12 protein-coding genes and 1 pseudogene are annotated in these 13,450 nt (G+C 69.4%); 1 reads left to right on the top strand and 12 read right to left on the bottom strand.

Going from position 1 to position 13,450, the window contains the following annotated elements; genetic code table 11:
- The first annotated feature begins 248 nt into the window (after positions 1-248).
- Complete coding sequence (locus BLW63_RS24750; RefSeq protein WP_091162153.1) at positions 249-569, top strand: EthD family reductase; 321 nt, start codon at positions 249-251, stop codon at positions 567-569.
- Here the strand turns inward: BLW63_RS24750 and BLW63_RS28315 are convergent.
- The 12 genes and pseudogenes from BLW63_RS28315 to BLW63_RS24690 form a co-directional block, all read right to left on the bottom strand.
- Positions 482-682, bottom strand: coding sequence for a hypothetical protein (locus BLW63_RS28315; RefSeq protein WP_244522794.1), 201 nt, complete (start codon positions 680-682; stop codon positions 482-484). The genes BLW63_RS24750 and BLW63_RS28315 overlap by 88 nt on opposite strands.
- Positions 683-1,231: 549 nt before the next feature.
- Positions 1,232-3,124, bottom strand: coding sequence for a PKD domain-containing protein (locus BLW63_RS24740; RefSeq protein ID WP_139263789.1), 1,893 nt, complete (start codon positions 3,122-3,124; stop codon positions 1,232-1,234).
- Between the two features lie 536 nt (positions 3,125-3,660).
- A protein-coding gene (locus tag BLW63_RS24735; RefSeq protein ID WP_091162149.1) for an IS3 family transposase occupies positions 3,661-4,829 on the bottom strand; the annotation gives its coding sequence in 2 pieces (ribosomal slippage) (positions 3,661-4,532 and positions 4,532-4,829; 1,170 coding nt in all).
- Between the two features lie 277 nt (positions 4,830-5,106).
- Complete coding sequence (locus BLW63_RS24730) at positions 5,107-5,391, bottom strand: hypothetical protein (protein WP_139263787.1); 285 nt, start codon at positions 5,389-5,391, stop codon at positions 5,107-5,109.
- A 1,002-nt stretch (positions 5,392-6,393) separates the two neighbouring features.
- Positions 6,394-6,891, bottom strand: coding sequence for a transposase (locus tag BLW63_RS24720; RefSeq protein WP_211517289.1), 498 nt, complete (start codon positions 6,889-6,891; stop codon positions 6,394-6,396).
- A 53-nt stretch (positions 6,892-6,944) separates the two neighbouring features.
- Positions 6,945-7,487 (bottom strand): winged helix-turn-helix domain-containing protein, encoded by a 543-nt coding sequence (locus tag BLW63_RS24715; protein WP_091162143.1) that lies wholly within the window; start codon positions 7,485-7,487, stop codon positions 6,945-6,947.
- Positions 7,488-7,905: 418 nt separating this feature from the next.
- The gene (locus BLW63_RS27160; protein WP_091162141.1) at positions 7,906-8,334 is read right to left on the bottom strand and encodes a PASTA domain-containing protein; all 429 of its coding nucleotides are present in this window, start codon (positions 8,332-8,334) and stop codon (positions 7,906-7,908) included.
- 249 nt (positions 8,335-8,583) lie between these two features.
- Complete coding sequence (locus BLW63_RS28310) at positions 8,584-9,120, bottom strand: hypothetical protein (RefSeq protein WP_170856961.1); 537 nt, start codon at positions 9,118-9,120, stop codon at positions 8,584-8,586.
- Between the two features lie 270 nt (positions 9,121-9,390).
- Positions 9,391-9,567: pseudogene (locus BLW63_RS29135) on the bottom strand (J domain-containing protein); the annotation flags it as partial.
- Between the two features lie 334 nt (positions 9,568-9,901).
- The gene (locus BLW63_RS24700) at positions 9,902-10,726 is read right to left on the bottom strand and encodes a hypothetical protein (RefSeq protein WP_091162139.1); all 825 of its coding nucleotides are present in this window, start codon (positions 10,724-10,726) and stop codon (positions 9,902-9,904) included.
- A 331-nt stretch (positions 10,727-11,057) separates the two neighbouring features.
- On the bottom strand, positions 11,058-11,462 hold the full coding sequence (locus BLW63_RS24695) for an SRPBCC family protein (protein WP_091162138.1): 405 nt from the start codon (positions 11,460-11,462) through the stop codon (positions 11,058-11,060).
- A 652-nt stretch (positions 11,463-12,114) separates the two neighbouring features.
- Positions 12,115-13,347, bottom strand: a complete 1,233-nt coding sequence (locus tag BLW63_RS24690) for an IS110 family RNA-guided transposase (protein ID WP_091161966.1) — start codon at positions 13,345-13,347, stop codon at positions 12,115-12,117.
- Positions 13,348-13,450 lie beyond the last annotated feature (103 nt).

Below are 13,450 nucleotides of genomic sequence, written 5' to 3'. Positions count from 1 at the left end.
TACGGGACAGTCTTCCTCCCCGTCTAGGCAGTGCCACAGTGTTGGGTGGCCGATGTTCTCGCCGGCCAGCAGCGGCACGGTGCACATCTTCGTGACCGCCTCACGGGCGCTGTCGGCGTGCAGCGTGCACATGCCCGGCAGGCTGGCCTTATGACGATCTGGCGCAGGCTCGGCGTTGATTATTGGTAGGGCGAGGCGCGCTCGGTCGACGCTTCCGCGGCTGGCCCGCTGCTCACTACCGTCACCGCATGACAGTCAAGGTGGTGGGTTTGTACGGCCAGCCAGCGGATCCTGCGGGATGGGAGCGGCGTTACGCCGAGGACCACCTGCCGCTGGCAGCTGCGATACCGGGACTTCGTGCGCAACGGGCCGCCAAGGTCCATGGGACTGCGGACGGTTCCGAGTCGCCCTTTTACCTCGTCGGCGAGCTGGTCTTTGACGACGTCGATGCGGTGCAGGCCGGGATGAGCAGCCCTGAGGGTCAAGCGGCGGCGACCAACTTCGCTGAGCTGGCCCCGCCTGGCTCCCTCCTGTTGGTCGTGGAAGAGACGTTCGATCGCACCTTCTGACGACCCGATCTACCGCAGTTAGGTAGACCAGGGAGCCCCGAGTTCAACGCGATGAGCAGGTCGAGGCACTCCTCCTGCCGCACCTCGCCGACGACGATGCGGGAGGGCCGCATCCGCAGCGCCTCCTTCACCAGCCGGCGCAGCGGGATCTCCCGGCGCCCTCCAGGTTGGGCTGGCGGGTTTGCATCGCCACCACGTCGGGCAGCGGGACGCGCAGCCCGATGGTGAACCAACTACACAAGTCGGCGAGGACTGCTCAGGTCTGAGAACAGCTCCGTGCCGACGCGTGCCAGCGCCGCGGGATCGCGCTGGGCTCCCCAGCCATCCCGGCGAATTGGGGACACTCCATCAAACCCGGGGCGGTTCACCCGGCAGACGCTGACGACTCAACTCATCACCACCTTCCGCACCGACCTGCAGGCAGGCCAGTGACACCTGCAGGAACCGGCCGGCCGTTCGACGGGCACCCCCCGTCTGCGGCGAGCCCGCGGACGACCGGATAGATAGAAGTTGGGGGCCGTTCTCCCGGGCCCAACCGACGGCGGCCACAGAACTCATCGGCCCAAGTGAGCGGCCGACCGGCGCATGACGCCGGTGGGCTGGACGTCGAGGTGGTGTGCGGGTGCACGAACGAGCACCCGCACACCAGCTCGACGTCTGGCTCAGCCCGTAGTGGTCGAGTCGTACAGCGCACCCTGGTCCACTGGGGCCGACCCGCGCTGGTCGTGGGGAACCCCGACCGCAACGGTGCCGGCGCACTGGCCTCCGTGCCCGTCGGTCACGGAGTAGGCCACGTGGTAGACGCGGCCGTCCCCGCCGCCGGCCCGCTCGGCCAGCAGCAGTGCCGTGGACGTCCCGATCCCAGAGGCGTCCGGCGCCGTGCGGCCTGAGCCGGGCTCGCGGACCGGCTCGTCCTGCCGGATGCCGGTCACGACGACGGTGAGCGCGTCGCCCTCGGCGTCGGTCAGCCCGGTGATGCCGACAGAAACCGGCTTGTGGTTGGGCGACCACAGGCCGGCGACGGTCGGGCTGGCGGCCGCACAGCTGGGGGCCCGGTTGAGCACGGTGACGGTCAGATTGTCACGCCCGGAGCCGCCGTCCTTGTCGGTCACCTCGAGGTCGACCTCGTAGGTGCCCTCGAGGGGATAGGCCAGCTCGCGCTCCACCGGCACGCCGTACGCGGCATCCGCGGTCGTCTGCGTCAGGGGCGCGTCGCCGCTCCAGTCCGCGGTGTAGGGGTCGTCCAGCGCGCCGGCGGGGTCGTCGAAGCTGCCGCTGAGAGCCACCACGTCGTTGCGGTAGACCTCAAGGTCGTCGCCCAGGTGGACCGTGGGGGCCACGTTTAGGATGCGGACCTGGGCCTCGTCCTCGGCGCAGACGCCGAAGGTGTCGCATCCGCGCAGCCGCACGGTGACGTCGTCGAGTCCGTCCAGGCCGACCGCGGAGAAGACCGGGGTTTCGCCGGTGCCGTCGTCGAACTGCCCGTCGCCGTCGAAGTCCCACCTCACCGTGGCGATGTTGCCGTCGGGATCGGTGACGCTGCCGGCGAGCGGAACCTGCCCGCCCTCGGGCACCTCGTAGCCGTCCCCGCCCGTGTCGGCCGTGGCGGTCGGCGGGTCGTTGAGGTCGCGCACCGCCACCTGGACCGTGTCCCGATCGACGTATCCGGGTTCGAGCCGGTCCCGGACGGTCAGCTCGAACCCCAGCGTCTGGTCCTCGGTGAACATGCCCACGGGGAACGTCGGACGGACTGCGGTCGGGTCGTCCAACGTCACGGCGGGCCCGGACACCTGACGCCAGGCGTAGGTGAGGTCGGCATACCGGCTGCCGGAGCCGTCGAGGGTGACCGAGCTCCCCTCGTCGACGGTCTGATCGGGGCCGGCGTCGGCGTCCAGCCGCGGGGTCTTGGTGAGCTGGGCCATCAGCTGCACCTCGGTTGAGCCGCCCTCCGGGCTGACGGTGTTCCAAGCCCTGCTGCCGTCGCGCCGGAGGAACTCGACAATCTCCAGGACGTAGGTGACGTTGCCCACCGGGAAGGCGAACGATCTGTGGGGCTGCAGGAGGCTGACCGCGTCGGCACACTTCCCGTCGACCGTGTCGTAGGGACAGGGGCGGAGATCGTCGGGGACCTCGTGGACGCCGAGTTCTATCGGCAGCGCGGCGGAGAACTCAACCGACCGGTCGCCGTCCCGCACCGTGGTGTTCAAATGCAGATTGACGGCGGTGATGCCGTTGAACAACCCGACGACGGTGTTGTTGTGTTTCAGCGTCCCCAGGGAGACCTGGCCAAGCCCGGTTGTACCGGTCGGGGTGAAGCTGAGGCTGCTGCGCCGCCCGCTGCCGCCGATCCCCCAACTGACCTCGGCGGCGGCGCCGCTCGGGCACAATGTCGGGCCGGCGCCGCCGCAATACACCTCAGCGGCACCGTCACGTTCCGGCACAGCGCCGGAGAAGGTCGCCGTGGCTGTCGTCGAGACCTGCGCTGCGGCACCCACCGGGATGGCCAACAGGGCCATTGCTCCGGCGATGACCGCAGCCATCCGCTTGTTCCGCATCCTGCTCCGTCCTCACGTCGCCCGCTGGCTACGACCAGAAGGTTGGAGACGGATGCTGCACGCGCGCCGGGCGCTCCGCGGCCGGAACACGCAGCCGGGGAAGGCTGGGGCAGGTGCGGCGCGTGTGACTCCCTGTCCGGGCGCACCAGCGACGTCGACCTGGCAAAACGCCGAAAAGTTCGCCGGAACCGGATGGCCACGAGGGTGCCCGTTCGGCTCCAGACTCGAGCATCGGTGCCGAGTGGGCTGCCACCCTCGTCGACGCCGACACCGGCCGCGTCCTCGGCGTGGTCGACGGCCGCGACTCCGCCGGCGTCTGGCTTCCGGCGCGGAGCCAGGCCGGCATAGCGCGACGCCGTAGAGGTGGTCGCGATCGACCCCTCGGCGGCCTTGCGCGAGACACTGCGCGAGCACGCGCGAGCGGTCAGCTTGGACGCCATTCGCCTACGTCTGGATCACCGCCACGTCCCGCAGCGGATCCCATAGGTCGAAGATGGGGACTGCCCCGACTTCAGTTGACTCGTCGGGTGGGGTGGTCAGGCCGCTGCTGCGGCGTGGGTGAGTGTCTCGTACTCGACCGGGGTGAGGCGGCCCAGTCGGCGTTGCCGGCGGCGACGGTGGTAGGTGCGTTCGATCCAGGTGATGATCGCCAGCCGGAGTTCCTCCCGGGTGGCCCAGCGCTGCCGGTCCAAGACGTTCCTCTGCAGCAGCGCGAAGAAGGACTCCATCGCGGCGTTGTCGCCGCAGGCCCCGACTCGGCCCATCGAGCCGATCAGGCCGTTGGTGGCCAGGGTCCGGACGAAGGCGTGCGAGCGAAATTGACTGCCGCGGTCGGAGTGCACCACAGTGCCGATCGGGTCACGCCGAATGATGGCGTTGCGCAGCGCGGTGACGGCCAGCGAGGCCTTCATGCGCGAGTCGATGGAGTAGCCGACGATCCGGCCGGAGTAGACGTCCTTGATCGCGCAGAGGTAGAGCTTGCCCTCGCCGGTGGGGTGCTCGGTGATGTCGGTCAGCCAGGTGACATTCGGTGCGGTCGCGGTGAAGTTGCGGTCGACCAGGTCGTCGTGCACCGGCGGGCCGGCCTTCCGGTTCAGGCCCGGCTTCTTCGCGAAGATCGACCAGATCCGCTGCTGCGAGCACAGCCGCGCGACCCGGTTCTCGCCCACGGCCAGCCCGCGCTCGCGCAACTCATCGGCGATGAACCGATAGCCGAAGGCGGGGTCGTCGGCGTGGATGTCCAGTGCGGCGTTGATCAGGTGCGCGTCGTCCCAGTCGCGCTGACTGACCGGGTTGGCGCACCACTTGTAGAAGGCCTGCGGAGAGAAGCCCAGCACCCGGCAGGTCACCGCGACGGGGATGTTCTCGGCGGCGAGTTCACGGACCAGCGGGTAGATCATTTTGGGAGCACGTCGCGGGCGAAGTAGGCCGTCGCCCGCCGCAGGATCTCGTTCTCCTGCTCCAGCAGCTTGTTCCGCCGACGCAACTCCCGCAGCTCCGCGGAGTCGTCCTTGCCCCCACCGCCGCGGTCGCCCGACGCGGCCGGTGGGGCCAGGCCGTCCTCCCGGTCGGCGATCTTCAGCCAGCGCTGCAGACAGGACTCCGAGATCCCGAAGTCCCGGGCCACCTGGGCGACCGAGGCCTCGCCCCTGCGGGCCACGGCGATGACGTCACGACGGAACTCCGCCGGAAACGGCTTGGGCACGATGCTGATCCTTCCAGCGAGGCAGAGGCCTCACAGACAAGGAATCAACCGAACCGGGGGCAGTCCCATGAAGCCAGGACGTATGTCCTGCTACTCCAACAGTGAAGGTAGGTGCACGCACGCTGGCCGCTCCCGGCCCTCGCGCATCCGCGGATAGAACATCCCATCGTCCAGAGGCATGGAGGGCCCCTGCCTATGAGGCAGGGGCCCTCCGAAGCTTGTTATGCGCCCTTCCCGCGCGTCCGCCTCTATTCGTCCGTTTGGCGTTCGCCGAGCTCTAGGCCGACCGCCCCCTCCGCTCCCCCAGGACCATGTAGATCGTCACCAGCGCCAGGGTCGCCATGATGGCGGTCACCCCACATGCCGCCCCGTTGGCCTGCCACCCGAGGACACCGACGATGATCCCCAAGAAGCCGACCACGATGGTCAGCGCCCGCTTAGAGCCTCGGAACTCGGACCGGAACCGGCCCTCGAACACGATGACCCAGCGGACCTCGGCCTTGTCCTCGATCAGCGGGCCGCCGTACTCGGCGCCCTCCTCCTGAGACTCGTCGGCCGACATGGACTGCGGAATACTGGCTTCCACCAGCTCCTCCGTCCTCCAACGCGCGTGGTGTGAGGTTGCCGCCCCTCACGTGGGACCACGCGCAGGTCTCTAGGTCAGGGGTCGATCAAGCGTCGATAACCCCGACCAAGCCACATCGCTCAGCACGTCCCCTGAGCTCGCTGCCCCCGGCCTGCGGCCCTCGGGCCAGGGGCAGTTGCGCAGTCACGTTGCTTCGTCATGGTGATTTCCTCTTCCTCAGTGGTGATCGCCCCGAGCGGTAACTCGAGGCCCGTGAGCCAGGTGCTCACGCCCCGCTACTGTAGCCCACATGTCCGCTGTCTGTTACCTGCACCGACACCACAGACACGTTTGACTGTCAGTGAGCTGACTGGGATGCTCGACACTGCGGGCGGTCAACGCCGGTCCGGACCCTCACTGCCACTAGCCACGGCAGGAGATGTCCAGCTCAGGGGAAGGGGCCCGCGTGGTGGGGAGTTCACCCTGACGAAGGAACCCGGTGACAGGCCACGAACGTGGGGCATACAGTGGGATGTCACCAGCCATGCAACGCTGGGTATATATACGGTTGCAACATGCAGCCAGGTGGAGGTCCGAATGGCAGAGCGGAGCGGCAGGTCGGCGCGAGTCGTTGACGACTCGCGCGCCCCTGAGGCGCCTCGCCGACTCGTGGTCGAGCTAGGCCGGAAGGCGGCCGAGGACTTGGCCTGGTTGGTTGAGGCCGATGATCATCTCAACAAGACCACGGTCGTTAACCGAGCCGTTCAGGTACTGCGTCGCGTAATGGAGGCGCAATATCACGGCGGCAGCGTGACGATCGAAGACCCTGTGCGTGGGAAGACGGAGACCGTCCTTATCGTCTAAACCCGTCGTCACCGACATGCGACTGCGGCCCCCCTCCGGACATGCCGGCGGGGGGCCGCAGTCGCGCTGTGCGAAGCGAAGCAAGCCAAAAGAGCCTCAGCCTGGGACCTTGTGTCCACCAGTGACTAAAGATCATTAACTGCAGGGGTTACAGAACGGCTCGAAGTCGAGCCCTGTGCTGGCCAGGAAGCCGGCCAGCAGCGCAGATCGGTACTGCATCCGTTTGAGCCGGGTCTTCACCAGCGCGGTCAGCTCGGCGAGGTTGTGCTTGGTCAGGTTGGCCAGCGACCGCTTCAGGTGCGACCACACCGGCTCCACCGGGTTGAGCTCGTGGGCGTACGGCGGCAGCCGGAACACCGTCAGCCACGGCCGGGCCGCGACGATTTCGGCCATCGCCGCGCTGACGTGGGTGTTGAGGTTGTCCCAGACCAGCACGATCGGGCCGCCGAGCTGCCGGTGGGCGGCGTCGAGCAGGGCGGCGTAGTCGGCCTCGGTGAAGCCCTTGCGCCGGCCGCCGTTCCCGCTTCCGCGTCGCCGGCCGCGGTGGGTGCGGTAGATCAGCCGGGGTCGCTGCCCGGGCTTGGTGGCCAGCAGCGCGGCCAGCGACAGCCGCGGGGCATTCTGTGCGGTCACTCGCACCACCGGCGTGTGCCCGCGGCGGCCCCAGGTGCGCCCCTTTGGCGGCCTCAGCCCCTGGCCGGACTCGTCTTCGAAGACCAGCCAGGCGCCCAGGTCCGCCGCCGCCGTTCTATCTCCGGCCAGGTCTCCTCCCGCCAGGCGGCGATCTGCTCCTCGTTTCGTTCGGCGGCCTGCCGGGCGGGGACCTGCACGCTCCAGCCGAGCCGGTGCAGCAGCAGGTCCAGCCCGGGCAGGGTGTAGTCCACGCCGAACCTGGTGCGCACCACCTCGGCGATGCGCGGCAGCGTCCAGCACTGATCGGCCCAGCCCCAGGCGGCCGGGCCGGCATCCAGCAGCACCTGCAGCTCATCCAACTGGGCGGGGCTGAGCTTGCAGCGGGCCCCGCCGGCACCCTTGGAGGCCAGCGCCGGCCGGCCGCCGGCGACCAGCGCTCGCCGCCAACGATTGGCCGAGATCCGGGTCACCCGGAACCGGGTGGCGACCTCACGGTCGCTGGCGCCCTCCTCGATCCACTCGGCCGCCGCCAGCCGCACCCGCTCCCGCCGGGCACGCTCCTCGGCGGTCAGCCCACCACCGTCGGGATACCTCATAGCTTCGGCATAGCGCACACCGCGCCGCACGTCAGCAGGGTCCGGAACCTCCGCCATTAATGATCTTTAGGCGGCGGGAACGACGTCCCCGCGGCGGCTCAATCTTCTGCGTGAACACCTGCCTGGCTGGACCATGAATGTGCGGCGCCAGCCGCCGGAGGCGGTCGCTCCTTGAGCGCTGTTGGAGCCGGGCCCGCTAACCGCTTCTCGACCGGCGGAACCTGGATCACCGCGGCTCCCCGTGTCGCCTATCGCAGCGGCTCACGAGGCATTGTGAGGGCGCTTGCTCGCGGCGAATACCTGACGGCTCCTTTATTGAGGACTACCTATCTGCCACCCGCCCCGCCCCCACGGGAGGAAGGACGGGGCCTTCGGGATTGTCTTGGCCATCTACCTGTCCTCGCTTCGGGACCCGCGGTCACGGGCACCGCTCCTCGAGCTTGACTACCCCAAAGTCGATCTGGCCTTCGACGTCGCCCACGACCTGTTGGCCTGCGGGAATGTTCTGGTCGCACACCTGCCAGTTGCCGTCCTGCACCTGATTACGAATGCCCAGCAGATCGTGCGAGACGGAATACATGACGCCGTTCGCCTGCATAGTGTTCTGGGCGACCTGCAAGTTCATGCCGACCAGATTGGGCATGGGGAAGTCGATGGTCGGCGCCGCTGCGCTTGGTGTCTGAGTGGCGGGGGCGGGCACCGGTGCCGGTGCAGGTGCAGGCGCAGGTGCCTCCACGGTCTGCGTGACCGTCGCTGGCGCGCCGCTGGCGTTGGGTTCGCCGCCTCCGCAGCCGGCCAGAGCCAGGCCGGCGCTGAGGAGCAAGCCGAGCGTTGTGGTGCGCTTCATGTGAGTCCCCCCTATGTTGTGGTGACCGGCACCATAAGCACACGTACCTGTTCCAGATTGGCCCTTGAATCAGCGGGTTTGCACCACTAGTCCCAGCCGTGGTTTCACAACCCAACCGTCTCTCCGGCAGGGCGCTCGCCGCGCCCGACCACGCGGTTGGGCGCCCGAAGTTGTCCGCCGCCGCTGCCGCGGAACCGACCCGCCCTATGGCCGAACGTGGCAAGAGCGCCAACGCCTCAACCGGTCGGTTCAGCCGGCGTCACCACCCCATCGGCGCAGCCCGCGGCGCATTCTGTTCCATGGCTGCCGCCACGGGCCCCGCCACCACAGGCGGCGAAGCCAGGAGGACAGTGCCTGCCGGGTGTTCCAACCCCGGATCTGCGGCCGGGTGCGGACCCAGACATAAATGAGGTACCCGGCGGCCAGTGCGGCAGCCATGCTCCCCGCGATGGGGCGGGCGAGCAGCAGCTCGCCGGAGCCGGCGACGGCAGCGGCCCACGCGGCCACCGCCCAGATCTCGGCCTGGTGCACCCGCCCCAGGAATACCCGCCGTTGCCAGCCTGCGATCGCCGCGATCAGAAGACCGCCTCCAATGACTGCGAGCACGACGGTCGCGCGCACGTCCTGCGGGCCCCTGGGCAGCACGCGGTACGTGCCCAGGAAAAAGTCTGTGCCGTCGGCGACGCCAAGGGCGGCGGCCGCCGCGCCGGACAGCCGCAACGCCGCCGCCAGCACCGCCGTACCGGTGGCGATGGCCAGTGTCCGCAGGATCGCGACCGCCCCCACGGTGGCGAGCTGATCGCCGACCCCGCGGGCAAGACGGGCCCGCAGTGAAGTATTCGCGGCCGTTGGAGGCGGGCACGTGGGCTGCGCATCACGGTTCGATCCCGGCCGCGGTCGGCGGGGGCAGGCCGCCCCTGGTGAGATCCAGGCGGAGCGCGTCTGCCCCGCCGACAAGCGAGGGTCGCTGGTCGGACCTTCCCGAGTCGGGCCAGGCCGCCTCGGGCCGGTGACATCCGGGCGGGGGGGCATGGCGAGCGTGTCGTCGTACTCTCGCCGGCGCCGAGCGTTGGATAAGACCTGATACGCGTCGGCCAGCATGCCCATCACCGCCGACGACCCGCCGGTGTCGGGGTGCGCCACCTTCGCCATCCGCCGGTAGGCGCGTTTGATCTCCTCAGCAGAGGCGTCGCGAGACACCCCAAGGAGCTCGTAGTGGGTCCGTTCGACCATGGGCACCGCCTTCCGCACCGCCGACCGTCGACGCCGCAAGCTGTCACCGTGGGGGTCGGCGCGCCGGACCCCACCTCTTGCCGGGGCCGTGTCCGGCCGAAGACAGACCCCACCGCCAATCCGCCGAACGCGGCGCGCGGTCCCCGCGACGACGTCAACGAGGGACGAGTGAAGAAAGGCAATGGCCAATTGCCCCACCCGCGAACTCCGCGGGCCGGCCTCGTTCCGACTGGACCCGCAGGGGCTGTGCGGTCACCGACGGCCCACACGAACAGATGCGGCGGCCCACACCAGGTGGGCCGCCGCGTCTGCGATGAACTCGGATGTTTGCCGGTCAGCTGGCGGCCGGCAGCGCCTTGCGCACAGGAGCGGCCTGAATGTGCGCGTCGACAGCCTGCTTGGCAGCGTCAATGGCGGCGAGCATCGCGGGGTCGGCGGATACCGATGCCAGCTTGCTCTCCACAGCGGTCAGCGCCGCCGTGTCGGCCCGGGCGGCCTCCAGGGCGCTCTCGGCGTCGGCGATCTGCTGCGGCCGGCCGGCGGCGATCGCCTCGGACTGCTTGGCCGCCGTGGTGATCTGCGCAGCGAACGCGCGCGCCTTCAGTCCCTGATCCGGCGGGCACTCCACGACCGCCACCAGGGTCGGGGTTTCGATCATCAAGTACAGCTCGCGGTTGTCGTGCTTGCTGGCCTTCTTGAACCCGGCCCCGCCGATGATCGCGCCGACTGGGCCGAACAGCACACCACCAGCGACAGTGCGTGTCAGCGTCGCCCGGCGGGTCACCGCCAGATTACCCGCCGTGTCGACGCTGGCCTGTGCCCCGATCAGGGAACTCTTGCCCTGCGGGGTGCTGATGCTCAGCTCGTGCAGCGTAACGCCGCGGTAGTGGCCCAGCCGCCGGCCGTCGGGACTGCGCAGCTCGGTGAGCGTTCGCTCGGCGCCGCGAACACTCTTGTCATAGGCCGACCGCACGCTCTTAAGCTCCTTCTCGGTGGCCTTGATGGCGCTCGCGTGGGTCTTGGTGGCGACCGCTAGGGCCTTGCTGAGCTCGCGTTGACGTTGCCGGTGGGCGCGCGCTTGAGCACCACCGCGCCGGGTGTAGAGCACCACGCCGAGTACGACGAGGGCGAGTAGGACGAGTACGACAGCGATGATCACGGTGTTCGGTCCTTCGGTTGGCCTGAAATAGGCGGCTGTCCGGTCAGCAGCTGCCGCACCGTGCCGGCGACGCCTGAGCGCCACTCGCCGCGCGAGGAGTCTGCGTCGCCGCATCACCCGCGCAGGAAGACACGCCGGGCTTCCATCCGCCAGCGGGAAGACTGAGGCCAGGGGGAATAGTGATGCTTACGTTCGGCGTGACCGGGCACTCTTTTTGGCAGGCGTTCGAGCCGTCCCTTGTAGCCCCGTCACCCGATGGTGGTCAAAGCCAGCCTGTCCGCCTCGCGAATCGTCGTCGTGGCCCCTACCGCACCTGACGGGGCCGAGGGGATCAAGGCCAGGAGCGAAAGACAGTTGTGAAGTAGCGATCAGTGAGACGGCGGTAGAACCGTCCCATCACCACGCCCACGGGCCCGGCCTGCTCCACCGCCAGCGTCACACGCGTGCCGCCAGTCCCAAGTTCCTCGAGCAGGTGCCGAGCGGTGGTGCGCACACCCGGGCCGGTGGCCACCCACGTGAACGAGCGGCTCGGCTCGAGCTCGGTCACCACGTACTCGGTCGGGGGGATCCGGGGCTGCTCCACCCGAACCAGGGACCCGACGGCGAGCGGCCCGTCGTCCAGGCATCGCACCGAGGTCAGCGACGGCGCCCACTCCGGCCACCGCTCGAACTCGCGCAGCACCTCCCAGACCTGCTCGACCGGGGCCTCGACGTCGATCCTGGTGCCCTGCTCCACCGGGCCATCCTGCTCCTGGTCGCTACTAGAGATCGACCAAGATCATGTGCCACACACGTCTTGCCCCACCGGCTTTCCGTTTCGTCGTGATGAAGTGCAGCGACGGGAGAACGAGTGCAGACCGACCACGGAGCTCGGCGACGTAACGGTCGGCGTAGCACGGAACATGAGGAACGGCGCGGCTGCCGCTGTCGTGCGTTCAGCGGCCGTCCCGTCCTGGCGTCGACGAGCCGCCGTATCGGGTGCGTGCGTCCTGGGGCTCAGGCGCGCTGCGCCGACAACCCGCGTCTTCAGCACCGCAGTCGCGGCGGAGGACCAACCAGCGGTCGAGGTCCGCGAGACCTCGACCGTCGACGTGGCCGCCCTCCGACGCGACGCCCCGCCCTGCATCCGGCCGCTGCACCACGGCAGGCACTGGTCGCCTGACACCTGTCTCACACGTTGCCAGACACCGTGCTGGGCAGTCTCAAAGGACCGCGACCGGAACTCGGACCGCTCCCCCGCTTCGGCCGCGATGACGACGTCACAGCCGTCCGGCATCTGCTGCAGAGCTACAAGATCACGAGCCGTCACAGACCCGTGAATAGGTGAGTTGCAGGCGCGCGTCAGCGCGGGGCGGGCGCAGCCCGTCCTCCAGTTCTTCTGCAGTTGGTCAGGCGACGGGGTCGAGGACCACGGTGTGGCCGAGGCGTTCGAGCTGGGCGACCAGCCGGCGGGTGTGCGCCTCGTCGTTGCGCCGGGCCAGCCAGTCCGCTCCCAGTTCTCGGTAGGGCTCGTCGTCGCGGAGCATGTAGTAGGCCGAGACCAGGATGGAGTGGGCGACCGCGACCTGGGCGCGGCCCATCCCGCGCCGGGCGGTGAGCCGGGCGTGCTGGGCGGAGAGGTAGTTGGTGCCCTTCATCCGGGCTACCGAGCCGGCGGCCTCGACCAGCATGTGGTTGAGCCACTTGTTGCCGTGCCGGGCGCCGGCCGGGCTGCGCTTACCGGCCGACTCATAGACCCCCGGCGCCACCCCGGCCCAGGCGGCCAGGTGCGCCGCCGAGGGGAAGCGGGACATGTCGGCGCCGGTCTCGGCGATGATCACCTGGGCGACCCGGGGCCCCACGCCGGGGATGGTCTGCAGCAGCTGCAGCTGCCGGTCCCAGGGGGCGAACGCGTCCTCCAGTACCGCATCGAGCTCGGCCAGCGCGGCCTCCACCCGGTCCAGTCGGTCCAGGATGGCGCGGGCCAGCCGGGCGTGGTTGGCATCGAAGTGCCCGGTCAGCGCCTCGGTCAGCTCGGGGATCTTGACCCGCATCCGGCCCTTGGCCAGCTGCGCCAACGCCCGCGGATCGCGCTCTCCCTCGATCAGAGCGGCCAGCATCGCCCGGGCGGAGACCGTGGTCAGGCTGGAGGCCACCGAGGACAACTTGATCGACGCGTCCTCCAGCATCAGCTCCAGCCGGGTCGCCTCCCGGGTGCGGTCGCCCATCAGCTGCTCCCGATAGCGGGTGAGCATCCGCAGCCGGCGGATCCCCGGCGGCGGCACGAACGACGGGCGCAGCAGGCCGTGCTCGAGCAGCTGGGCGATCCACTCGGCGTCCTTGACGTCGGTCTTGCGCCCGGGGACGGCCTTCATGTGCGCGGCGTTGAGCAGCCAGACCTCCATGACCTCTTCCAGGCAGTAGAACGGCGCCTTCCAGTAGGTCGAGGTCGACTCCATCGCCGCGATCGTCACCCCGTGCTCATCCAGCCAGTTCCGCATCACCCCCAGCGCGCGGGTGGTGGTCTTGACCGTCCGGGTCTCACTCACCCGGCGACCGCCGGGGCCCGGGATCCGCATGCAGACGGTCAGCGACTCCTTGCCAATGTCCAGCCCGGCGACCCGCTCGAACAGCACCTCCACCGCGACCACTTCCTCCCTGACGACGGTCGGTGGACGCCGTCCGGAGGGTCCTCTGCCAGGACACAGACCCACGCGCTCGCAGCAGCAATCAGAGGCACCCGAG

The sequence above is a fragment of the Geodermatophilus africanus genome (assembly GCF_900107105.1).
In the GTDB taxonomy this organism is placed as follows: domain Bacteria; phylum Actinomycetota; class Actinomycetes; order Mycobacteriales; family Geodermatophilaceae; genus Geodermatophilus; species Geodermatophilus africanus.
The sequence above is the reverse complement of the archived record's forward strand: the minus strand, read 5'-3'. Positions and strand labels throughout refer to the sequence as shown.

Bases quoted from the DNA above. Each gene is read 5' to 3' on its own strand.
- BLW63_RS24750 (WP_091162153.1), top strand. From the start codon at position 249: ATGACAGTCAAGGTGGTGGGTTTGTACGGCCAGCCAGCGGATCCTGCG.
- BLW63_RS28315 (WP_244522794.1), bottom strand. From the start codon at position 682: ATGCGGCCCTCCCGCATCGTCGTCGGCGAGGTGCGGCAGGAGGAGTGC.
- BLW63_RS24740 (WP_139263789.1), bottom strand. From the start codon at position 3,124: ATGCGGAACAAGCGGATGGCTGCGGTCATCGCCGGAGCAATGGCCCTG.
- BLW63_RS24730 (WP_139263787.1), bottom strand. From the start codon at position 5,391: ATGTCGGCCGACGAGTCTCAGGAGGAGGGCGCCGAGTACGGCGGCCCG.
- BLW63_RS24715 (WP_091162143.1), bottom strand. From the start codon at position 7,487: ATGAGGTATCCCGACGGTGGTGGGCTGACCGCCGAGGAGCGTGCCCGG.
- BLW63_RS27160 (WP_091162141.1), bottom strand. From the start codon at position 8,334: ATGAAGCGCACCACAACGCTCGGCTTGCTCCTCAGCGCCGGCCTGGCT.